This window comes from Candidatus Erwinia dacicola, from assembly GCF_001756855.1.
GTDB lineage: Bacteria > Pseudomonadota > Gammaproteobacteria > Enterobacterales > Enterobacteriaceae > Erwinia > Erwinia dacicola.
Genome location: NZ_MAYS01000142.1, coordinates 20,879 through 40,586, shown reverse-complemented (window position 1 = coordinate 40,586; position 19,708 = coordinate 20,879). Strand labels below are relative to the sequence as shown.

General features: G+C 49.0%; 43 protein-coding genes, 1 tRNA gene and 1 pseudogene. 24 read left to right on the top strand and 21 right to left on the bottom strand.

Annotated features, from left to right (window positions below; genetic code table 11):
- Window positions 1–148 precede the first annotated feature (148 nt).
- Window positions 149–225, top strand: a tRNA-Arg gene (locus BBW68_RS04635).
- Between the two features lie 15 nt (window positions 226–240).
- Here BBW68_RS04635 and BBW68_RS04630 read toward each other — a convergent pair.
- The 21 genes and pseudogenes from BBW68_RS04630 to BBW68_RS04555 all read right to left on the bottom strand — a co-directional run bounded on the left by BBW68_RS04630 (window position 241) and on the right by BBW68_RS04555 (window position 9,902).
- Complete coding sequence (locus BBW68_RS04630) at window positions 241–1,404, bottom strand: integrase (protein WP_070134213.1); 1,164 nt, start codon at window positions 1,402–1,404, stop codon at window positions 241–243.
- A 134-nt stretch (window positions 1,405–1,538) separates the two neighbouring features.
- Window positions 1,539–1,631, bottom strand: a pseudogene (locus tag BBW68_RS19545) (helix-turn-helix domain-containing protein); the annotation flags it as partial.
- An 8-nt stretch (window positions 1,632–1,639) separates the two neighbouring features.
- Window positions 1,640–1,804, bottom strand: a complete 165-nt coding sequence (locus tag BBW68_RS18725; protein ID WP_186821273.1) for a hypothetical protein — start codon at window positions 1,802–1,804, stop codon at window positions 1,640–1,642.
- A gap of 11 nt (window positions 1,805–1,815) precedes the next feature.
- The gene (locus tag BBW68_RS04625) at window positions 1,816–2,016 is read right to left on the bottom strand and encodes a hypothetical protein (protein WP_070134212.1); all 201 of its coding nucleotides are present in this window, start codon (window positions 2,014–2,016) and stop codon (window positions 1,816–1,818) included.
- 129 nt (window positions 2,017–2,145) lie between these two features.
- Complete coding sequence (locus tag BBW68_RS04620; protein WP_070134211.1) at window positions 2,146–2,814, bottom strand: DUF551 domain-containing protein; 669 nt, start codon at window positions 2,812–2,814, stop codon at window positions 2,146–2,148.
- Window positions 2,811–3,314 (bottom strand): HNH endonuclease, encoded by a 504-nt coding sequence (locus BBW68_RS04615; RefSeq protein WP_070134210.1) that lies wholly within the window; start codon window positions 3,312–3,314, stop codon window positions 2,811–2,813. Before BBW68_RS04615 ends, BBW68_RS04620 begins: the two co-directional genes overlap by 4 nt.
- Entirely contained in the window at window positions 3,314–3,895 is a 582-nt protein-coding gene (locus tag BBW68_RS04610; protein ID WP_070134209.1) for an ead/Ea22-like family protein, read from the bottom strand. The genes BBW68_RS04615 and BBW68_RS04610 overlap by 1 nt, the downstream gene beginning before the upstream one ends.
- Window positions 3,892–4,095 carry a hypothetical protein gene (locus tag BBW68_RS04605; RefSeq protein WP_070134208.1) on the bottom strand — a complete coding sequence of 68 codons (204 nt, stop codon included), beginning with the start codon at window positions 4,093–4,095 and terminating at the stop codon, window positions 3,892–3,894. Before BBW68_RS04605 ends, BBW68_RS04610 begins: the two co-directional genes overlap by 4 nt.
- The gene (locus BBW68_RS04600; protein WP_070134207.1) at window positions 4,092–4,505 is read right to left on the bottom strand and encodes a hypothetical protein; all 414 of its coding nucleotides are present in this window, start codon (window positions 4,503–4,505) and stop codon (window positions 4,092–4,094) included. Before BBW68_RS04600 ends, BBW68_RS04605 begins: the two co-directional genes overlap by 4 nt.
- Window positions 4,502–4,675 carry a DUF2737 family protein gene (locus BBW68_RS15785; protein WP_083264799.1) on the bottom strand — a complete coding sequence of 58 codons (174 nt, stop codon included), beginning with the start codon at window positions 4,673–4,675 and terminating at the stop codon, window positions 4,502–4,504. The genes BBW68_RS04600 and BBW68_RS15785 overlap by 4 nt, the downstream gene beginning before the upstream one ends.
- Before the next feature lie 284 nt (window positions 4,676–4,959).
- The gene (locus BBW68_RS04590) at window positions 4,960–5,442 is read right to left on the bottom strand and encodes a siphovirus Gp157 family protein (protein WP_070134205.1); all 483 of its coding nucleotides are present in this window, start codon (window positions 5,440–5,442) and stop codon (window positions 4,960–4,962) included.
- Window positions 5,439–5,906, bottom strand: coding sequence for an HNH endonuclease signature motif containing protein (locus BBW68_RS04585; RefSeq protein WP_070134204.1), 468 nt, complete (start codon window positions 5,904–5,906; stop codon window positions 5,439–5,441). Before BBW68_RS04585 ends, BBW68_RS04590 begins: the two co-directional genes overlap by 4 nt.
- Complete coding sequence (locus tag BBW68_RS04580; protein ID WP_070134203.1) at window positions 5,893–6,792, bottom strand: RecT family recombinase; 900 nt, start codon at window positions 6,790–6,792, stop codon at window positions 5,893–5,895. The genes BBW68_RS04585 and BBW68_RS04580 overlap by 14 nt, the downstream gene beginning before the upstream one ends.
- On the bottom strand, window positions 6,789–7,106 hold the full coding sequence (locus BBW68_RS04575) for a hypothetical protein (RefSeq protein WP_245675203.1): 318 nt from the start codon (window positions 7,104–7,106) through the stop codon (window positions 6,789–6,791). The genes BBW68_RS04580 and BBW68_RS04575 overlap by 4 nt, the downstream gene beginning before the upstream one ends.
- A 72-nt stretch (window positions 7,107–7,178) precedes the next feature.
- Complete coding sequence (gene kil, locus BBW68_RS19540; protein WP_070134202.1) at window positions 7,179–7,328, bottom strand: host cell division inhibitory peptide Kil; 150 nt, start codon at window positions 7,326–7,328, stop codon at window positions 7,179–7,181.
- A complete protein-coding gene (locus BBW68_RS17600) occupies window positions 7,310–7,438 on the bottom strand; it encodes a protease FtsH-inhibitory lysogeny factor CIII (RefSeq protein WP_102135754.1) in 129 nt (42 codons plus the stop codon). Before BBW68_RS17600 ends, kil begins: the two co-directional genes overlap by 19 nt.
- A gap of 201 nt (window positions 7,439–7,639) precedes the next feature.
- A complete protein-coding gene (locus BBW68_RS15775; protein ID WP_102135753.1) occupies window positions 7,640–7,876 on the bottom strand; it encodes a hypothetical protein in 237 nt (78 codons plus the stop codon).
- Between the two features lie 36 nt (window positions 7,877–7,912).
- Window positions 7,913–8,254, bottom strand: coding sequence for a hypothetical protein (locus BBW68_RS18270; RefSeq protein ID WP_148127536.1), 342 nt, complete (start codon window positions 8,252–8,254; stop codon window positions 7,913–7,915).
- Window positions 8,255–8,262: 8 nt separating this feature from the next.
- Window positions 8,263–8,535: a hypothetical protein gene (locus tag BBW68_RS04565; RefSeq protein ID WP_070134201.1), complete on the bottom strand. Its 273-nt coding sequence runs from the start codon at window positions 8,533–8,535 to the stop codon at window positions 8,263–8,265.
- 330 nt (window positions 8,536–8,865) lie between these two features.
- Window positions 8,866–9,273: a hypothetical protein gene (locus BBW68_RS04560; RefSeq protein ID WP_070134200.1), complete on the bottom strand. Its 408-nt coding sequence runs from the start codon at window positions 9,271–9,273 to the stop codon at window positions 8,866–8,868.
- Complete coding sequence (locus BBW68_RS04555; RefSeq protein ID WP_070134199.1) at window positions 9,270–9,902, bottom strand: LexA family protein; 633 nt, start codon at window positions 9,900–9,902, stop codon at window positions 9,270–9,272. The genes BBW68_RS04560 and BBW68_RS04555 overlap by 4 nt, the downstream gene beginning before the upstream one ends.
- Window positions 9,903–10,004: 102 nt before the next feature.
- On the opposite strand from BBW68_RS04555, the gene BBW68_RS04550 reads away from it, so the two are divergent.
- The 23 genes from BBW68_RS04550 to BBW68_RS04460 all read left to right on the top strand — a co-directional run bounded on the left by BBW68_RS04550 (window position 10,005) and on the right by BBW68_RS04460 (window position 19,449).
- On the top strand, window positions 10,005–10,220 hold the full coding sequence (locus BBW68_RS04550) for a helix-turn-helix domain-containing protein (protein ID WP_070134198.1): 216 nt from the start codon (window positions 10,005–10,007) through the stop codon (window positions 10,218–10,220).
- Between the two features lie 102 nt (window positions 10,221–10,322).
- Window positions 10,323–10,601 (top strand): CII family transcriptional regulator, encoded by a 279-nt coding sequence (locus tag BBW68_RS04545; RefSeq protein ID WP_070134197.1) that lies wholly within the window; start codon window positions 10,323–10,325, stop codon window positions 10,599–10,601.
- Between the two features lie 34 nt (window positions 10,602–10,635).
- On the top strand, window positions 10,636–10,782 hold the full coding sequence (locus BBW68_RS17595) for a DUF2740 family protein (RefSeq protein WP_088130987.1): 147 nt from the start codon (window positions 10,636–10,638) through the stop codon (window positions 10,780–10,782).
- The gene (locus BBW68_RS04540) at window positions 10,775–11,581 is read left to right on the top strand and encodes a replication protein (RefSeq protein WP_070134196.1); all 807 of its coding nucleotides are present in this window, start codon (window positions 10,775–10,777) and stop codon (window positions 11,579–11,581) included. Before BBW68_RS17595 ends, BBW68_RS04540 begins: the two co-directional genes overlap by 8 nt.
- Complete coding sequence (locus BBW68_RS04535) at window positions 11,578–12,951, top strand: replicative DNA helicase (RefSeq protein ID WP_070134195.1); 1,374 nt, start codon at window positions 11,578–11,580, stop codon at window positions 12,949–12,951. The genes BBW68_RS04540 and BBW68_RS04535 overlap by 4 nt, the downstream gene beginning before the upstream one ends.
- Complete coding sequence (locus BBW68_RS04530; protein WP_070134194.1) at window positions 12,948–13,400, top strand: helix-turn-helix domain-containing protein; 453 nt, start codon at window positions 12,948–12,950, stop codon at window positions 13,398–13,400. The genes BBW68_RS04535 and BBW68_RS04530 overlap by 4 nt, the downstream gene beginning before the upstream one ends.
- Window positions 13,401–13,605: 205 nt before the next feature.
- The gene (locus BBW68_RS18720; RefSeq protein WP_186821272.1) at window positions 13,606–13,770 is read left to right on the top strand and encodes a hypothetical protein; all 165 of its coding nucleotides are present in this window, start codon (window positions 13,606–13,608) and stop codon (window positions 13,768–13,770) included.
- A gap of 11 nt (window positions 13,771–13,781) precedes the next feature.
- A complete protein-coding gene (locus BBW68_RS04525) occupies window positions 13,782–14,057 on the top strand; it encodes a phiTE_015 family protein (RefSeq protein ID WP_083264801.1) in 276 nt (91 codons plus the stop codon).
- 2 nt (window positions 14,058–14,059) lie between these two features.
- Complete coding sequence (locus tag BBW68_RS04520; RefSeq protein WP_070134192.1) at window positions 14,060–14,308, top strand: hypothetical protein; 249 nt, start codon at window positions 14,060–14,062, stop codon at window positions 14,306–14,308.
- A complete protein-coding gene (locus tag BBW68_RS04515) occupies window positions 14,280–14,726 on the top strand; it encodes a recombination protein NinB (protein WP_070134191.1) in 447 nt (148 codons plus the stop codon). The genes BBW68_RS04520 and BBW68_RS04515 overlap by 29 nt, the downstream gene beginning before the upstream one ends.
- Window positions 14,723–14,893 (top strand): protein NinD, encoded by a 171-nt coding sequence (ninD, locus tag BBW68_RS15770; protein WP_083264796.1) that lies wholly within the window; start codon window positions 14,723–14,725, stop codon window positions 14,891–14,893. Before BBW68_RS04515 ends, ninD begins: the two co-directional genes overlap by 4 nt.
- Before the next feature lie 175 nt (window positions 14,894–15,068).
- The gene (locus BBW68_RS04505; protein ID WP_070134189.1) at window positions 15,069–15,554 is read left to right on the top strand and encodes a phage protein NinX family protein; all 486 of its coding nucleotides are present in this window, start codon (window positions 15,069–15,071) and stop codon (window positions 15,552–15,554) included.
- Window positions 15,541–15,729, top strand: coding sequence for a protein NinF (locus BBW68_RS19535; protein WP_083264795.1), 189 nt, complete (start codon window positions 15,541–15,543; stop codon window positions 15,727–15,729). Before BBW68_RS04505 ends, BBW68_RS19535 begins: the two co-directional genes overlap by 14 nt.
- A complete protein-coding gene (locus BBW68_RS19530) occupies window positions 15,707–15,988 on the top strand; it encodes a hypothetical protein (protein ID WP_070134188.1) in 282 nt (93 codons plus the stop codon). The genes BBW68_RS19535 and BBW68_RS19530 overlap by 23 nt, the downstream gene beginning before the upstream one ends.
- Complete coding sequence (gene rusA / locus BBW68_RS04495) at window positions 15,985–16,380, top strand: crossover junction endodeoxyribonuclease RusA (protein WP_070134187.1); 396 nt, start codon at window positions 15,985–15,987, stop codon at window positions 16,378–16,380. Before BBW68_RS19530 ends, rusA begins: the two co-directional genes overlap by 4 nt.
- Complete coding sequence (locus tag BBW68_RS15760) at window positions 16,377–16,574, top strand: protein ninH (protein ID WP_080178003.1); 198 nt, start codon at window positions 16,377–16,379, stop codon at window positions 16,572–16,574. The genes rusA and BBW68_RS15760 overlap by 4 nt, the downstream gene beginning before the upstream one ends.
- Window positions 16,562–16,744, top strand: a complete 183-nt coding sequence (locus BBW68_RS04490; protein WP_070134186.1) for a hypothetical protein — start codon at window positions 16,562–16,564, stop codon at window positions 16,742–16,744. Before BBW68_RS15760 ends, BBW68_RS04490 begins: the two co-directional genes overlap by 13 nt.
- Entirely contained in the window at window positions 16,745–16,936 is a 192-nt protein-coding gene (locus tag BBW68_RS04485; protein WP_070134185.1) for a hypothetical protein, read from the top strand. It begins immediately after the preceding gene.
- Window positions 16,933–17,544 carry a hypothetical protein gene (locus tag BBW68_RS04480; protein ID WP_070134184.1) on the top strand — a complete coding sequence of 204 codons (612 nt, stop codon included), beginning with the start codon at window positions 16,933–16,935 and terminating at the stop codon, window positions 17,542–17,544. The genes BBW68_RS04485 and BBW68_RS04480 overlap by 4 nt, the downstream gene beginning before the upstream one ends.
- 715 nt (window positions 17,545–18,259) lie before the next feature.
- The gene (locus BBW68_RS04475; RefSeq protein WP_047741100.1) at window positions 18,260–18,496 is read left to right on the top strand and encodes a holin; all 237 of its coding nucleotides are present in this window, start codon (window positions 18,260–18,262) and stop codon (window positions 18,494–18,496) included.
- The gene (locus BBW68_RS04470) at window positions 18,471–18,938 is read left to right on the top strand and encodes a glycoside hydrolase family protein (RefSeq protein WP_070134183.1); all 468 of its coding nucleotides are present in this window, start codon (window positions 18,471–18,473) and stop codon (window positions 18,936–18,938) included. The genes BBW68_RS04475 and BBW68_RS04470 overlap by 26 nt, the downstream gene beginning before the upstream one ends.
- Window positions 18,935–19,165 carry a DUF7940 domain-containing protein gene (locus BBW68_RS04465; RefSeq protein ID WP_070134182.1) on the top strand — a complete coding sequence of 77 codons (231 nt, stop codon included), beginning with the start codon at window positions 18,935–18,937 and terminating at the stop codon, window positions 19,163–19,165. The genes BBW68_RS04470 and BBW68_RS04465 overlap by 4 nt, the downstream gene beginning before the upstream one ends.
- Entirely contained in the window at window positions 19,162–19,449 is a 288-nt protein-coding gene (locus tag BBW68_RS04460) for a hypothetical protein (protein ID WP_070134181.1), read from the top strand. Before BBW68_RS04465 ends, BBW68_RS04460 begins: the two co-directional genes overlap by 4 nt.
- The last annotated feature ends 259 nt before the right edge of the window (window positions 19,450–19,708 follow it).

The window sequence follows — 19,708 nt, the reverse complement described above, 5'->3', positions numbered from 1 at the left end:
TAACTTTGCAACAGTGCCGGCTCTTTTTTTATGCTTTACGGTCAGCTGGTTGCCTCACGACTGTTCATTAGTTCAGCATCAGATGCCCGGCGGGAGTGAAATCGTTGACTCAGCGGGATCGAGCCGTATAATCCGATACAATCACCATGCGCCCTTAGCTCAATTGGATAGAGCACCGGCCTTCTAAGCCGTAGGTCGTAGGTTCGAATCCTACAGGGCGTGCCATTATGAATCATGCACTTACGCCTTTTTCACTTCCTCCTCATTTCCTGTGTGGGACATATTTGGGACATCAACCCCAAAAATTGAGTCAATTTGCTTCGCGTGTTCAGTTAAATGATTAGGTGCCAGGTGGGCATATCGACGGACCATTTCGATACTTTCCCAGCCGCCCATTTCCTGAAGTACGGATAACGGAACACCGGACTGAATTAACCAACTCGCCCATGTATGTCTCAGGTCGTGGAACCGGAAATCCTCAATACCTGCACGACGACAAGCTGCATTCCATGCACTCTGGTCATCAACCCGCATCTTCCTCACTGATGGAGTCTTAGAGCCATCAGGTCGAACACCGGCTTTCATATGGACGAACACCCATTTATGATGATTGCCAATCTGATCGCGCAGTACCTTACAGGCCGTATCATTCAGCGCTACGCCAATAGCTCTGTTTGATTTGCTGTCTTCAGGATTTACCCAGGCAACACGACGCTGCATGTCTATCTGTTGCCATTCCATATTGATTATGTTCGAACGACGGAGACCGGTTGCCAGCGCATACTTAACAACCGACTTCAGCGGCTCAGGACATTCCTCAATAAGTCTCTTAGCTTCCTCATGCTCCAGCCAGCGCACCCGCTTATTCCTCACGGCAGGAACCTTAATCACAGGTGCCTTTTCCAGCCATTTCCAGTCAAGCTCTGCCGCACGCAGAATGGCCTTCATCAGAGCCAGATGTTTTGCCTTGGTGGAAGTGGTAACGGGGGAGGCTGAATATACTGGTGCTGGCTGTCCGTTCTTCTGCGCCGCTGCTGCCTGAATTTTCCATATCTCAAGCAGCTTGCGGTTGCTCATCTTGTTTACTGCTGAGTAAATCCTTTGCTCAGTGACATCCTTTAATCGAATCCCTTCGAAGTGCGCCAGCCAGAACGCCATGCGGCTGCGGTCGTCTTTCAGTGACTTCTTCTCGGCCTTTTCCTCAAGCCACCGCATGCATGCATCATCAAACGTTACGTCAGGGAAATCGCCTAACCGGTCTACTCGCCACAATTCAGCTTTGCGCTTGTCATGTAGCTCAGTAGCGAGCCGTTTGTCGGAAGTCCCAAGGCTTTCCTTAATTCGCTTCCCGCCCGGGAGCGAGTACGATGCGTACCATATTTCACCTCTGCGGAAGAGTGACATTGTGTTTCCTCTTTAATGCCATCACCCGCGCTCACGCCGACAGTATGCAGCGGAGACTGAAGCGCCGCAATGCAGGCTTGCCGTGTTGTGAGGTATGGGGATTTGGGTTTGGAAGGGTCTTTGCGTGTTGCCTGAAGGCGGCCTGTGCGAATCCAGTTGGTAGCGGTTGGTCTGGATATCTTGAGAAATGCACAGGCCTCATCGAGTGTGAGGCTGTGTGATTCCATGGTTACTCCTATGCATACCACTTATCTACATGGTCGTATTCGATAACTACATCTTCATACCCTAGCGATATAAGAAGCTCGCAAATCACCTTATCTGCATCGGCATGGTCACTCTCAGGGTCGTAGCTTGTATGTAGTGCCTTCAGTTTCGCTATCGCTTCTTCACGAGTCATTACCTGCCTCCTTACGCTAATTTCTTATACACGCGAGGAGCATCATCAGTAGCCGCGCGAAGTTCGTGTTCGTTATGCACCGAGTAGTTTCCGTAATCCCATTTGCACCACACTTTCGGATGGTCGCTATCCGGCTCAATCTGGCTCGCAACCATCCATCTGATGCCTCCAGTCTTAAGCTGCACTAACGCGCCCACAGCAAATTTAGCCATAACAAGCCCTCTGACATGTGAATGAGTGAAGAGATAGCGATCAGAGCCATAATTCCGACTATGAGCCAGATAATTGGATTGGCGTGCATGATGACTCCGATAAAGAAAAACCCGCATGGTGCGGGTTTGTTATTTGGCTGGAGGTGAGGGAAGTGGTTGCCAGTGAGTTACGCCATGTACAATACCTCGTAAGTCTTCAAATCTTGGCGCTCTACCTCTTTCCGTTTTAGCGCCATCCCATTGCGTATACGAAGCACTGCGGACGTACTTTTCCTCAATGGCAACAATTACGCGGCTTCCAATTTCCGGCATCCGCTCACTGCAAGCCACCCAACCATCCGGAAACACCGGAGAGTTGCCATCGGCACCCTGAAGCATGGCGGCGCGGCGACCAGCTTTCCACGCAGATTCAGCCATAACACCAAGCATCTGCTTAGCTGCCGTGGTGTATTGATTATGCTGATAATGCTCATGCCATTCCCTGCCAAACCAAGAATAGAAATTATCGTCAGCATCAACTGAAACTGGATTCATTATCCGTGGCGATGGGTAAGCAACACGAAAAAGGGTGGATGGTTTCGCTTCAAGCAGTTCCTCTAAATGTTGTTTGTCGTAATCAGTCCAACTTCCATCGACCAATACTTGATACACCGGCTCCGCTTCGAGCGATGCCAGCGCCCGTTTCATCGCCTCAAGCGCCATGGCCGCATCTTCGTTTACTGCGCCTGGAGTCGCATCGCGCTCTTCTTCAAGCTCCGCGATGGTCTTCAGTAGCCATTCTTTGGTAAGTGTTCTCATGCTGCCTTACCTCCATTGTTTGCAAATGCGCCATGAAGCTCATTTCTTACTTTCTCGATAGCTTCAGCTGCCTCAATTTTCTCGATAAAGTATCCGACGTGAATATGCTTACCCTCATGCATAATTCCAGCCCTCCACTTCTTCATTTCCTTACACCAAGAAACACCCTTAATGCCTGATGTATTGGTGGACTGCATCTTCCTGTTGAATCCGTTCTGGCTTAAAGAAACCTGGCGGATATTACTGATTCGGTTGTCCTGCCTGTCTCCGTTGATGTGGTCCATGAACGCTGATGGAAACTCACCGTGTTCATATAGCCATGCAAGGCGGTGGCAAAAGTGAACCTTCCCATCGACGCACACCCGAAGATAGCCACCAGAGCTAGGCCATCCAGCGATCTCACCTTCCTTGGCTCTGCTTGATCTGGTTTTAAGTCTCGTGAAAACACCGGTATCTCTATCGTAATGAAGAAGTTCCTTTAGGCGCTCTTGGGTTAGCATCACTTAGCTACTTTACCGGTTGCGGCGCGGTCGATGCGTTCAATTTCAGCCAGAATAAGTGCGCCTGCTTTAACCAGGTCGCGACGCGGACCTTGTTGCTTAAACCACTCTGGTTCCCATGGCCAGTTAAAAGGGATTGCTGGGGCAATAGGTTTGCGGTGCGCATACTGCGCATAGGAGCTGGCAGCAAGCGCCATTTCCCCACATGAATGATCATCATCATGCTCAGTAGTCCATCCCTCAGCTGACTGCTGCCGCTGTCTCTCCGCAAGTACGTCAATCGCGGCCTTTGAAAACGATGTCGCCTCCAGCTCAGCAATCCGCTTCTCTGCGGCTTCCAGCTCATCCAGCAGCGCCAGTACGGCGGCGGGGTTAGCTGCGGCGATGTGTTTTGCATCCTCTTCACGCCAGATACTCTGCCTTGAAAACCCCCACCATACGACGGCCTCGGCCAGAAACTCTTTATCACTGGTATCAATACCGTAGTTACCGTCCTCACAAGGCTTGTCATGCACGTACCACGGTCCCGGTGTCGCCTTTTCAGCGGCTTCACGTAATGCGCGTTTGTCGATGTTGCTCATTGGGCGGACTCCTGCTTCTGATTGTTGTATACGGCCCAACTCAGAGCATCGAGCTTGTCACGACCTGCTTTGTCGTACATGTGGATGCCATCGCTACAGGCGTGCTCTTGCTTCACCTGCTCTTCGAGAGCGCTTATCTCTTCGTAAGAAAGTGTTGCCAGCTTGAGTCGATTCCAGCCGAAGTTACGGATGCGCGTCATGACTGCACTCCTTTGCGAAACTGGGTGTCTAATTGCTCTGCGCAATGCAAAAGCGCTTCGGTTGCTTCAAATACGGTTACTTTCTGTCTATCGTCTAAACTAGCAAGCGCCTTGTGTTTAACGAATTCCGCGCATAGGTCGTTAAAAGCGCTGGCCCGCACTTCAGCAAAGAAAGCGTCGGTCGCTGGGGTTTCAACATCCATGTTCAGCGGATAGTCGGCATTCAACTCATCGTGAATGAATTCAGCCAGATTCTTGCGACTTACCTTCAGCCCCGCATTCTCCGCAGCCAGCGCCGAGCACTTGGCTTCAAGTGCGGCGTAGTCATCGTATTTAACGTATTCACCGTCGTCGCTTGCATGCAAAACTCGCTCATTGAATGGTGCAGGCTGGTAACGTTTCACGCTCATTTCTTCGCCCTCTGGTTTAACCACTCTGTCAGGAATTTGTTCTCGTTCACACTTGGGAATGACTCGCGCTTCAACATTTCTTCGCGTGGGATATTGTTGATGGGTTTGAAGCGATGTCCTGCTATTAATTCATTGGGCGTGATGAAGGGGTCGTAGTAATTTCCGATCATGATGGCAGCCTCGATAATTTCGCTCTTACTGAATAGATGGAACGGGAGGTGACTTCTGCGATTTCGTTTGGAGAGTGCGATGAAAAGAGAGCTAATTCCTTTTTGCTCCATGGCTTGTTGTCGCTGGAGATTAACTTGATGCCTAATCTTCCAGCCTTGCTCCATATCGACATTTCAGAGCGCTCAAGCTTTTCCGCTATTAGCTTTGGTTCCATGGTGGAAGCAACTTCGCGCAAGAAGTCCTCCTCCCATGATTCCCACAGGAGGTATGTCATGCTGAATCCTTATTTGATTAGGAGGGATGGCTTGCCTATTTTGAGTGTCGCGCCCGGGATGGAATTTCCGGCCTTGAGTTGATGCTTGATGGCTAACTTGTCAGCCTTAACTGATGTCACGTACTCGACATACTCAGGAGGCAATGAGCCTTCATCTGTGATTTCTACCGACTCGACAGGGGCACGAACAGTTACCTGATGGATGCCAGCGCGAATCTTCTTCTTACCCATCATCTCAAGCGAATTGGCGATGTAGGTCATGATGTTATCGACCTTGTTGTTGATTACTGCCGCGCGTTCATTGAGTGCCTTAGCCTCTTCCTTGAGGCGTTCTGCATATCCGGTTTCGTTCTTACAGATAGCCAACAACTGTTCTATCTTATCTGTAAGCTCACCTTCCATGCCTTCCAGCGTGTCGGCTATCTCGTCGGCTTCAAAATCAGAGTCCATTAGCCTGGCGTAATCGTTGGCAATCTCATACAGTTTGCTCATATGCCATTCCTCTCAGTGGAGAGCCCAGAAGATACCTCAGCAACTATCCTTGCCTCGCAGGCGTCAACAAAGTTACCAAACAGCCCCAGATACTCATCCATGAATATGGCTCTCCATTTTCTTCTTTGCTTATGAAACCCAACTCCAGTTATGCCCGATGTGTTATTTTTCTGTTTTCTCTTGTTCAAAAGATTTATTTGCTGAGAAACGCACCTAAGGTTTTCTATTCGGTTATCGCTCGGATTTTCATTGATATGGTCTATTACCATCCCTTCTGGAATTTCTCCGTGGTGAATTTCCCACACCACCCTGTGCACGTATTCTCTTTTTCCGCTCATGCTTACAATGCAATGGCCAGATTTTGTTTTTCCTCCGGCCTTATCACCAACCCTCATCCATCTCGCTGGCTTAATCCGCCAAAAAAGCAATCCATCTTCATAACGAAACAACTCAGACGCTTTCATGGCGCATCTCCATTTTTTCTTTACATTCCATGTAGACTGCCTGGACGTTTTGTTGCAGCTTCATCCCAGCTGTGCGCTTGTATGCATCTGCGAAGATGCGCTTAAGGTCATCCATGGTCTCAGCCCTCGCCATATCGTCACAAAGAGCCTGAACATGCTCGATGATTTCCTGCTGGCGCTTCCGCTCGTCTTCACGGATATCTTCCTCTGACTTATGCGGCATCAATGGCTCCTGGTGCATGCCTTCACCTTCATTGAGCAGGTGGATTGCATTATCCAGACGTTGCGCCTTAGGCCAGTATTTAGAAGCTCGCTTGACAATGGTCTTACGCGCCATTTCTTCCCAGAACGTCTTCCATGGGCCGTTCTTTGCCTTACTGGTAGCTTCCACCGCCTTGATTTCTGTCAGGCTCATTTCCTCCGTCAGGTAGTCACCGTCAGCGGTCTTAACCGTGCAATAACCACCGACAACCTCACCACGCTCACCAAACGCGTTGTATTTGTGCGTAGGAGCGCTATCAAGGCCATTTGATTCATAGGTGTCAGCTGAGTACACCAGTTTGCACTGACCCCACTTAATGGAGCCTGTAGACTGCGCAAGGTGCAGCAACCCCATGTAGCTGATATCGAGGCACACCATTCCGTCGCGAGGCACCAGATAAGCTAGCTTGCTTGCAGGGTTCAACGTAATGCCAATGGCTGCCACGTTGATGATCGCGTTCTGCGCGCTGGTAGGATTGGACAGGGCTGTTTTGACGAGGAAGTCATTCTTCTGGAAATACTGAATTGCGAACTGGCTTTCCTTTGCCCAGTTAACTGTCTGCTCAGTTAACGCTCCGCAGAATAGCTGCTCCTGCTGCTTAACAAACTCAACGATATTGCTCATGCTGCATCCTCGAATGTATGACGGCGCAGGAATATGCCGATTGCATACTCAACCTCCACGCGCGGCCTGAATATGTCCCACATAACCTCGCCGGCGAATTCCTGATAGTTGCAGTCGTCTTCGCCAAGCCACTCAACAGCTGCTTTCGTGTGGTCGTCTGGTTTATGTGACTCGAGCATGTTGAGCACCGGACGCATGTTCGCGCACAGCATCTCAGTCTGCTTATCAATTTTCGCGTGGTCTTCATCGCTTAGATGCGCGATGATTTGCTTAATCTCTGTTTTGTCTGTCATCGTCAGGCGCATCTTCTGCATCCTCTTTCTGCTGTTTCAACATGTCCTGCATAAGGCGGACAAAAGCATCTTCTGACCAGGTATCTGCAATGCTCATGATTTTCGGTACCACGGCATGTTTATTGCGGTCTTCATGGCCTCATGAGCCTCTTGCCACATGCGACCATCACCGAGATAGCGAGCGATAACCGCTTTGCTCTGCGCTGCTTTGAGCGCGCTGTGATTTACTGCTGAGTTCCGCATAACGCCTCCAGTGACTTTCTGGCGGCCTCAATGGCCTGTTTAATGATTCGGTCGAGTTGTGTTTCAGAATGGCGGCCAGCAATAGGCCACCCTGCAATGGCTAATTGCATGGCGTGCTCCTGTGTTTGTAATTGGCATATCAAAAACACCTCGTGAGAAGTGCTATGGATATGCAGTTAAAAAAATGGCCTCACGAAGAGGCCAAGATGACAACAAGGGGTATTTAATCAGAACATCACCTATCGTCTCCTTTAGATGATGTGGTGCGGTATTACACCCAATAGCTAACTCAGAGAATTAGCTATCAGCTGCTATTCGCGCTCCTTCAACATTGCATCTGCGATAATGTAAGCCGCCTTAGCTGCCACTTTGTCATCACCGTCCATGGTTCTGAGTGGTGTACCATCTGAGATTGCACCTGTGATAAAAGCCTGCATTGCCTTTGCAGCGAAGTAATCGCGCAGGGTCATACCGCAAGAATCAAGTGAAGAGCCTCCATTGCCACTTGATTCCTTATTTGGAAAAGCTGGTCCGCCTGTATGTTTCATATTCACCTCTGTGGCTTGCTGCCAAAAGAAGGCCGACTATGCGGCATGTGCGTTAGATACTTCTGCAAGAGATTTCGTGACGTCTATTAAAGACCTACCTTTAATTTTCAATCCAAATCTCTTTTTCATTATTTCTTTAGCATCACATATACGCATATGTCCGGTAGAAAGTAATGATGAAAGACCATTCGATACATCAATGACACTTTCGCATTCGTCTGCCGTTAAATTCCATGTACCAACAAAATCGTCGGGTAATTTCTGATCTAATTGACGCAACCAAACGGAAGTTCCAGCTGCTGTCTCATTCACGCTAAATACTACAAACCTTTTTTCAGACAGCGCGTACCTATATACTCCGCCAACTTTGTATTTCATGGTGCACCTCAAATAAGTGGCTTACTGCTCAGCTTCATGCGCTGAGTGGCATGGATTTTATTCCCGAGCGGGTTAGCGTCCCGGTAGTAGATGCGATTCTGCTTAACCGCGGTTACTTCAACCTCCTTCTGACGCGTTCCGGCAAGCGAAATGGCTTTGGTTACGCGCTCACTACAGCCTTCCGACAGCCGTGAAAATGCACGGTCAATCTTTTTACAGTAGGCTTTTATCTCTTTGTGCTGACGAGAACGTTCGAGTTTACGAATCTCTCTGGCTTTCATTGGATACCTCCGATGATTGACTTTGGTACTGGCGACTCAAACTGAATTGAGTCAGGCCGTTATCGCCAGGCGAATCGCCTCTAGCTGATAGCCGTCTGCCAGTCCAAAGCCAACTGCTCTTTGGCGGGGACGAATCATCCCCATGTCATCTTGTTAAAGAGCCTGCCAATCAGTTCCGTTTGGCTACCAGCGTCCTGCTGATGGCTTAAAATTACAAGAAAGATTGTATGTTGTAAACAAGAAATATTGTATTTGAAGGCGAAAAAAACAAACTCCGTTGTTTTATAACGGAAAATAGTTTGTTTTTAATTTGATAAGATCTGTGATGGGCTACTTTTCGCAGTTGCCAGATACAACTCCGACGAATGCTTTAGTTGAGGTTAGCTTTTGAAATCCTGGGATGTTCATTACTTTGGAATACATAACCCTTTTGTCTGTTGTGACAGACCATGTTTCCACCGTTATTCCGCCACCTGACTGATAGCTTCCCACTATTGTGCTGTCGGTCAGGGCTACATATGACATGTCTGATACGGCAGATCCGTCAAGATTAGTAACTGATGCCTTTTCACCATCAATCCGCAATTTGAACGCTGACCCAGAAACTGAGTCATCAATAAAATCATATCCATCCTGACTAAATGCAGATTTACCCTTGAGGCCAGATACAATCCAACAGTCAGCATAAGAGGCGAGAGGAATCGACATAATGGAGATTGCCAACACTATGCGCTTCATATGAACTTCACCCTTGCCTCAACCACAACACCGATGATCTTGCAGTTGCCATTAATAGGCATCATAGGCCATGAAGGGTTGAGTCCTTTTAGGTATTTCTGTCCGCCGTCAATTACCAACTTCTTAAATGTCGCCTCGTTCGCATCAAGAAGCTTTGCTACAACCAGGCTACCGTTTGCTGCTTCCCTGCCGGTATCAACCAAGACAATGTGACCTTCTGGAATACTCGGTCCAACCGGAGACGTCATAGAGTCACCCTCTACACGCAGCCAGAATCCATCACCAAGCATATGAATATCACTGTCGTACCATTCCTCAATATCTTTGAGATTGTACGGCTCACAAGCTTCTGACCACGCGCCAGCGCTAACTAAGCTAATCAATGGATATTTTCCTTTAGGTTCGTTGGGCCCAACATAAGTTATGTTTGAATCTGGCGAACCTTTCAATAACCAATCGACGCTAACTCCGAGAGCTGAAGCGAGTTCCGGTAAAAATCTTGGTCGCTTGGTCTTTCCATTTTCCAGTTGTTCAATTGATTGCTGAGAAGTCCCAATCTTCTGCGCAAGCTCAGCCTGGTTAAGACCAAGCTGGATTCTTTTGCTTTTTACCCTGGAAGAAATACTCATAAACCACCTCTGTAATTTCCTCCAATGGTTACAAGAAATCCTGTAATTGACAAACAAGATAGTTTGTATGAGAATACAAGAAAGTTTGTTGAAGGAGGCGATATGCAAACTCTGTCAGAACGCCTCAAAAAGAAACGAGTTCAGTTGAAGATGACTCAGACTGAGCTGGCTAACAAAGCAGGCGTAAAGCAACAGTCAATTCAGCTTATCGAGGCTGGAGTAACCAAGCGCCCACGTTTCTTGTTTGAGATTGCGATGGCTCTTAACTGTGATCCTGTGTGGTTACAGTACGGAACCAAAAGCGGCAAAGCCGCTTAAGTAACACTGCTCTTTAACACTTCTGGCCAGGGATGTTTCGTCCCTACAACCAACGCATCAACGGATGCGTATTTACCTATTAACTAAGGAATATATTCACATATGGAACACGCAAACAAACGCAACGAGGCAATGCGCATTGAAAGTGCCTTGCTTAACAAGATCGCCCTGATTGGAACAGAGAAAACAGCAGCGGCCGTGGGTGTCGATAAAGCACAAATTAGCCGGTGGAAGCGAGACTGGATTCCGAAGTTCTCAATGCTTCTGGCAGTGCTTGAATGGGGAGTTGATGATGATGAGATGGCGAGACTTGCACAGCAGGTGGCGTCGATTCTCACAAAAGAAAAACCCCAAACGAGCGGTAACTCGTTTAGGGCTTAAGCACACTGTGTTACGCCAAGTAACAGGAGTAATTATGACAAAACCACTCAGTCCTTACCAGGACAAAATGCACAAAAACATACTACGTGATCGCTTCCTGTCCAGCTTCAAGCAGCCTGGTCGATTTCGGGCTGAGTTGGAGAAAGTGAAGCTGATGCAGAAGGAGAAAGGTCATGAGTAATCTCGCAACCGTAACACCTATAAAGCCTCACCTTGAGGTTGTGGAGCATCGCGTGGCAGATACCGAAGATGGCTTCATGCGCGTTGCTAACGAGCTTACAGACAGCTTACTGATGGCTGATTTAACCGCCCGGCAGTTGAAGGTAATGCTCGCTATCATGCGCAAGACATACGGATTCAATAAGCCAATGGACAGGCTCACAAACACGCAGATAGCAGCAATGACCGGTATTCATCACACGCATATCTGCGCCGCAAAACGTCAGCTGATTGAGCGAAAGTTTCTCATTGCAGACGGGGTTAGAATTGGCGTTAACAAGGTGGTCTCAGAGTGGATTAGCCAAGACAGCTTAACATTAGCTAAGACGGCTAATAAAACATTAGCCAAGTCAGCTAATCGGTATAAGCCAACTCAGCTAAACACAAAAGACAATATTCAAAAGACAATAAATACAAATACCCCCTTACCCCCTAAAGGGGGATGTGCTGATGGTTCTAAACCTGAAAAGCGAAAGACCGTTCGCATCAACTACAACGAGTATCTTGAAGCCTACAACGAAATCGTGGGTGACAGATTACCTCACGCTGTAGAGGCCAACGCAGAGCGTCAGCGCAAACTCAAGAAGCTGATTAACTCTCTCGCTACCAAAAACATCGACGGCTACCGGGCATACGTGAAAGCGTTCATGAACGCTGCAAGACCATTCCACTTTGGTGATAACGACCGTGGCTGGGTGGCGACGTTTGATTACCTGCTGCAACCGAAAGTATTAACCGCAATTCGTGAGGGAACACTATGAGACAGGATATCGAGGCCAGTGTTATCGGCGGATTACTCCTGGGAGGGTTAACGCCGGCAGCCGGCGACGTTCTGGCGACGCTTGAACCTGAAGCATTCTCCATCCCGCTCTACCGGAAAGCGTTTGAGGTTATCTGCAAGCAAGCTCGCAACCGTAACCTGATTGACGCACTGATGGTCGCTGAGGAATGTGGAGATGAACATGCTACCGACGTGATGATGACTGCGCGGTCGTGTCCGAGTGCCGCAAACCTGAAAGGCTACGCCAGCATGGTTGCTGATAACTACCACCGTCGACTGGTGCTGCAACTGATAAGCGAGATGCGAGACCCTATCGAGAACGGAACCATCGACGCATCAGGGCAGGCCATGGACGAACTGGTAAAGCGCCTGTCAGCCATCAGAAAGCCGCGTGACGAGATTAAGCCTGTTCACCTTGGCGATATCATCACCGACTACACAGAGACGCTTGATAAGCGCCTGCGCAACGGTGAAGAGTCAGACAACCTGAAGACCGGCATAGATGAGCTTGATGCAATCCTAGGTGGGATTAACGCCGAAGACCTGATCATCGTTGCAGCGCGACCGGGAATGGGAAAAACGGAGTTCTCGCTCAAACTGGCAGAAAGTGTCGCAAGCAGGACATTGCCTAACTCAGAGCAAAAGCGCGGGGTGCTGATTTTCTCGATGGAGATGAGCGCATTGCAGATTGCCGAGCGAAGTATTGCCGGAGCCGGGATGATGTCTGTTAGCTCTCTGAGAAACCCAACGCACATGAACGACGAGGCGTGGGGAAGGGTAGCTGAAGGGATGAAACGCCTTGCTGACCTCGATGTGTGGGTTGTCGATGCATGTCGACTTTCGGTTGAGGAAATCAGGTCGATCGCAGAACGCCTGAAGCAGGAGAATCCACACCTTTCTCTCATCATGGCTGACTACCTAGGCCTCATTCAGAAGCCAAAAGCAGAACGAAACGACCTGGCTATTGCTCACATCTCCGGAAGCCTGAAGGCTATGGCGAAGGAGCTTAAAACCCCTGTTGTATCGCTCAGCCAGTTATCTCGCGAAGTCGAGAAGAGACCAAACAAACGGCCAACCAACGCAGACCTGCGCGACTCAGGCAGTATTGAGCAGGATGCAGACTCAATCATCATGCTGTATCGCGAGGCTGTGTATGACGAAAACAGCCAGGCCGCACCATACGCAGAAATCATCGTGACGAAAAACCGCTTTGGCTCCCTTGGCACTGTGTACCAGGGATTCAGAAACGGTCACTTTGTTGGATGCGACCAGACCGAGGCCAGAGCGAAATGCACAGCTGCAAGCCAGCCCCAACAAAAAGGCCGGCGATACTCAGGAGCCGATGTATGAACACACGAGACAAAATACTCAACCACCTTGAAACAAACATTCCCACCTCAGCAGCACAGTTAGCAAAACTCTTCGAATGCCACAAATCACACATAAACATCTTGCTTCATGACCTCGTTAAAGACGTTCTGATTGAGGTTGAGCGCGTGACGAAGGGAGCTAACTTCTACCGCCTCACAGAGCTTCACAAGCAGCGCACGGAATCAATTCTCCGCTACATCGAAGAGCATGAGACAGGAATGGCAGTGGATATTGCTAAAGCAACAGGCCTGGACAAGAAGCTCGTAACCAAGATGCTCAAGTGCATGGCTGCCAAAGGTGAGCTTCATCGGGACTGGTGCCACAAGAACGCATGGGTATACAGCAAAAAGCCGGTAGGAAACTTCGGTGGAGCTAACCCACTCACTGCATTTATCAACCAGAGATTGAGAGAGGTGCGAAGTGTTTAAGCGAGGTCAGCTAGTCGGCTCACCATCAGGAGAATTGTTTGGCCTGGTTACGGAGATGCCAGAAATACACCCGAATGTAGTTCGTGTGAGGCTATTAAACGGCAAATCATCCGGACTAGAAGGATATGTGTACGCCGATACTATCAAACTCATCGGCAATAACTACAAGCCCAAAACTAACACCCCAGCACGCTGATGGAGAGTAATGATGAACGAGAAACAAATAATTGCGCAGTTAGCAGAGAAGTCACGAATCGCAGCCTCATGGGCTAAGCAGGTTCATGAACATTGCGTGCAAATGAATGCAGCGCAGCGAGAACTCGACAAAGTTCAGGCTGAAATACTGAAACTGGCAGAGTCACTGGGGTGATGGAGGGGAATATGGACGAATCAAGAAAGGCTTTCGAATCATGGATTGCAGATATGACAAATTCAGATTTGCACAGAGGAATAATGCTAGACAGGCGTGAGAGTGGCGGGTACAGCCATCTTGCAACCGAAAACAAATGGGAGGCATGGCAGGCATCTCGCGCAGCTATCGAGATTGAGTTGCCTATTCCAGCATATTCCAGACCGGATATTCAGGCTGCCACGATGCATAGAGTGAATTTATGCAAGGATTCCATCCGCGCCGCTGGAATCAAAGTGAAGGAGTGAGTATGACCTTTGACAAATACTGGCTTATCGGTCGGCTCACCATTGGTTTTGGCGTCTCAACGGAGCTATGGCATACGACGAGAAAGAACGACAGCAAAGTGGTTAATTTTATCCACTTTGGATATGTACCTGACGTTCTTCCAGATAAGAAATGCACTTCAACATTGCTAGTCCTGACAATCATGTGGTTAACAATGAAAATTGGCATCATGAGGATTCGCCATGAAACAGACGATATTTCTCAGGAGTAAGCAGCAACAGCAGTCAGCAATAAACGCCATCCTTGCAATACCCCTCGACGAAAAGTCACCACACGAAGTCCACATCAAAGAGCCAAAGAGAACCAAAGCGCAGAACGACCGTTTATGGCCGATGCTGCATGACGTTTCTCAGCAGGTGCTCTGGCATGGAAATCGTTACGACGAAGCAGACTGGAAAGACATCTTCACCGCGCTATGGCTGAAGACTAAAAAACAGAATCAGAGAAGTGCGCCGGGCATTGATGGCGGAGTGGTTATGTTCGGCGTACGCACCAGCAAGATGCGGAAAGCCAGCATGACAGAGCTAATCGAAATCATGTTCTGGTTTGGGTCAGAGCGAAACGTAAAGTGGAGTGATGATTCTCGTAGAGAGCTGGAGTTCAACAAGCGATTCGGAGATGCGGCATGATCCGATGTGACAGATGCGGAGAGAGGAAAGACGATAAGAGATTCCGTCCAGATCAACCTTACTGGAATCGATGGTGCATGCGGTGCGAAAGGTCACCAGTAGGCGATTTCCCACTACCGGAGACAAAGGAGGATGTGTGGCAAGACTCACATGGTTCCATCACTTAAATCTCACCAACGAAGAAGCCAACCAGTTAATCACCGCCTACCAATCCCGCAACGTAAAAACTCAACGAACGCTAAGCGCAGACCCCAGGTTATGGGTGGTTTCCGCATTGCTTCCAGAGTACGCCAGCGAGCCAAAGGGTAGGAGTCAGTATCAGCAAAGAATCTGGAGTTAAATATGGACTATTCACAGTTATCAGATTTTGAAATTAACAAGCTGGTTGCCAATGCTACTGGAACGCAAGTTGAGGAAACCTACCAGTTCGTAAACGGCGGCGAAGACATTGCCGACCACATGAGCGGTATCGTGCTGATGCGTAAGATAACCAGCAATCGAAAGCACTGGAAGTTGTATGACCCATGCAACAACGCTTCGGATGCGTGGCCTATTATCCAAGACAATTTCATCAGCATTATCTTCGATGAGGACGTCAACGAACCTCCGCAAAATGCCTGGTGTAAGGCCATCACCAAAACAGGTGAGTCTCACTATGGTGGCGAGAAAGAACCGATCAAAACGGCAATGATAGCCTTCCTGATGAAGGTCAACAAATGCACCTTCTGCGATGGCAATGGATTCATTCAAATTGACCACGGGCAAGACATCGGTATTGAGCATAAAGCATGCCCTAAATGCGAAGGGAAATGCTATGTGCACCCTTAGCCAATCAGAAGCCCAATCATACGAGCAGCAGAGCATACGTCGAACGTTGTGCGCAGGCTGCACGAAAGAGCTAACACCAGAGGAAACCTATGCATGTTCTGAATGCGTGGATGAATGGCTGATTTATCGTGATCCGAACGGAGATATCTCAGATGGCAATATACCGGAGCAGTAAATGGCTTCAGGCAGTCAGGGAGATAGATTGCTGCGTTCTGTGTGGTCGTTATGGGGTTCAGGCTGCACACCGGAACGAAGGGAAGGGAATAGGACTGAAGGTTGATGACTGTTTAACGGCGGCGCTATGCGAACAATGCCATACGCGCATAGACAACGGAAAGGATATGACCCGGGAAGAACGCAGGGCTGAAATGGATAGAGCCATTGTCCTTACGCTTAAACAATTGGCGAATGGAGGGAGGTTATCTGTCAGATGAATAGATATCTTTTGCAGCTACCTTGGCCGCCATCCAATAACCGGTACTGGCGACACTCACGAGGCATCCACTACATCAGCGACTGGGGAAAGAGATACCGAAAAGAAGTAATCGAAATAATCAAGCAAAAACAGTTAGACATCAAAATCACACCTCGCATCAGAATCACCATCCACGCAGCACCCCCCGATAACCGCAAACGAGATTTGGACAATCTGCCCAAAGCCGTTTTTGACGCACTCACCAGTGCGGGCTTCTGGCTGGATGACGGCCAGATAGACGATATGCGCATTAAGCGCTGTCAGGCGATTAAAGGCGGAATGCTTGTGCTGGTAGTGACTGAGACATGCGGGAGCTTGCCAATGATTACAGAACTACTGGAGGCAGCATGACACCCACCATCAAATCTATACCAGAACACCTGGTAGATACCCGGGGAAACATCGCAGAAGTAGCACGGCGATTATCCTGCGACAGAAGCACGGTTAAGCGCTACGCACGGGATAACGAATGCAAGCACCACGCCATCGTTAACGGCGTTCTCATGGTTCATCAAGGCGGTAGAGGTAAAACATGTGCTCAGTAACCAACATCCAGCAAGTCAAATGGCAGCGTCATGCAGACATGGAGAAACTCAAGGATATTGATGCGCAGATTGCAGATGCGGAACGAGCTGTGAGTTTACTGGCAGAACGTCGCCGCGAGCTGATTAATCGCTTGGGGTTGAATAAACCAGACGGTCCGGAGGCTGCATAGATGGATATCAAAGACTCTCTTGAAAGGCTGAAGAAGGCTAACGAAGAAAATAAAACCCCCATCACCGTTAACAGAGGGCTTCTTAAGTCCGCGCTGATGGAAATCGAACTTCAGAGCAAATGTCACGGTGAATCATTCGCTACCAGAATGGTTGTTGCTCGACTTAAAGATGCCCTGGGGATAAAGCCATGAAACACACTCCGATATTCGGCATGGTCAACTTCATCGACGATGCTCATTTCCGCCGCGTATGGAAGCATCCAAAGAAAACCATCAACTCACGCCAGAAAGCATGGGTTCACTACATGCTACAGGTATGGGGCAAAGTCAACGCCGGTGATGATTCCCCTGGTGGTGCAATCAACGTTATCGGTCGCCTGATGATTCGTAGCCAGTGGAGTGATGACAAGGCCAAGCAGATTGAGTCTGTCGTCATGCGCCTTTACCAAGAGGATGGACTGCGTGGAGATGCGCTCTATCAGAAAGCTCGCGAACTGGTCATCCCTCAATCATCGTTCAGCAACATCATCGCTCTCGCCAAAGAATCCGATGATGCTGCTTTCGTTGAACGCGTGATGGTCAAGACGTTTCACCGAGAAAGCCCCGTCCGCGATGTAGCTATTAAGCGATATTGCAATCGCAATTGCACGCAAGATATCGCCAGGCTGATGAATGCAGTAACCGGAATGGATATCCAGTCGTGCAGGCGCAGGGTTGTCTGGTGCGAGAATGTGCTCGATTCAGAAATCTTTTATGCGATGAGGCGCGAAATTGAGAAGGAATTTCCACAGGCTGCATAATATTTAGGTAAATTGTCCTAAATAGCTTGCGCATGCGAAATGGAAGTAGTACATTTGTATATGCTCGGAGCAAAAGCGAACAGAGCAGCCAAACAAACAAGCCCTGAGTTAATAGCTCGGGGCTTTTTGCGTTTTAAACACAACGGAAAGCATCCTTTCATGCCCTGCTTAGGAGTGACACTAAGTATTCGGGAGAGTTGGCTTCCCGTTGTGGTGAATGCGCAGGCTGATGCGCTTACTAATTGCCGAATAGTCAGAGTGCCACAGGCTTAAGTGACTTGTTCTGACCGAGCCGGAGTTCAGCGCCGGCCACCACATACCTAACCTGATACATCAGGCAATCGGTCGAAAGACGCCGGATAAACGTAACCGGCAAATAACTGGGCGGGTGGTCATCATCCAAGACCGCAAGGCACCACCTTAACCCTCACGACCTTTCTGAAAGCGTCCTATCACCAATCACCAGAACACATCCAGATACCCTTGCACATTCGTGGCGACGGGGTAGGGCGCTGCCAAAAAAGAAAACCCAGCGATTGGCTGGGCTTCGTGAATATGGGTGGCAAGAGACTGCGTCAACAGCCTCTTGCCTGATTTGCCCGTGCGTTTACTCACGAACAAACCACGACACCGAAAATGTATCCTGGATTTGTTCTGATCACCATCATCCCTAATCCTAATTTGAACAAATCCTCCTGATGTTCTGGAGGTTGGAATGAAAAATATGGCAGACAAAGTAACCACTGCCGCTGCTTACACCACATCTGGGGCAACATTTCTGGCAGGGAGTATGTCATTAAATGAATGGCTGGCTCTCGGCGGTTTCGTTCTGGCAGTCTTTACGTTCGCCATAAATCTGCATTACCAACGAAAACGAGATCGCCGAGAAGAAAACGCTCTACGGATGCAGTACGGAGACCGGCGCAATGAGTCAAATAATCCCCCTGCTTAATTACGAAGAGGGTTATCGTGAGAAACCTTACATTGATACCGAAGGCTATCCGACAGTGGCTTGCGGTATCAAGATTGGCCCTAAGGGCGCTTCGTTAAGCAATTACACCTTCACCGTTCCGCGAGATGTTGGTGACGTATGGCTTGAGTCATTCGTCAAAACCACAATCAGCAAGATGAACGCAAACCCTTCCATTGTTGCTGCAATGAAATCCTGTAACCCGGCACGTCGAGACATCCTGATAAGCATGGCTTACCAGATGGGTGTTAATGGTCTGGCAGGATTCAAGAATACGCTCGCAATGATAGCGGCAGGAAACTATGCAGGCGCAGCCAACGGAATGCTATCAAGCCTGTGGGCTAAGCAAACACCTAATCGCGCTAAACGCCATGCCGAGGTGATGCGCACCGGTGAGATGACTGCATATGCGGGGCTGTTATGAAACCTCGACTCGTTGATGACTGGCGGCACTGGTGGCGATGGAATTCAACAAAAGTGATTCTGGCTCTGGGCGCTCTGCCGACTATCTGGTTTGAGCTTCCCCCTGAATGGAAAGCTGAAATCCCCTCAAGCTGGATGCGTGTCGGTGCGATTGTCCTGATGGTTGTTGGCGTTCTGTCGAGGATGACCCTACAGAAGCCACCAAAAGATAAGGGCGATGGGAAATGACAAACCTTATCGCATCAGGCTGGCAATACATCTTCGGCATTGCTGGGATCATCGTAGCTGTGCTGGCCGCATGGTTCACTGGTAAGAGCAAGGGAACAACAGAGGCCAAATCAAGGGCTGATGTTGAAACTGCTAACCAAACCGTGAAGCAGTCTCAAGCTGCCACCGATAAGCAGGCCTCAATCATTAAGGTTGCCAAAGATGCAGACCAAACGAATCAGTCTCTTTCTGATGACGCTGCTCGTGACCGCATGCGGAAATCAAAGTACCACGCCGACGATTAAGTACATCAACGTTGATTCAGCCTGCACAGCATTCGGGCCGATTATCACGCACGGCAAAGACCCTGACTTGATGGATGCAAGGACAGTAAAGGCGATCAACGCCCACAACGACAAGTGGGATTCATTATGCGAAAACGAGAGCGTGAAATAACGCTGCTCTACGGAATGTCATTCATACGCGATGACGTTCTTAACCACCCGCTACCAAAGCACTCAGCCAAAGACAGATTGATCACCTTCGTGCATTACGCGTTTGCAT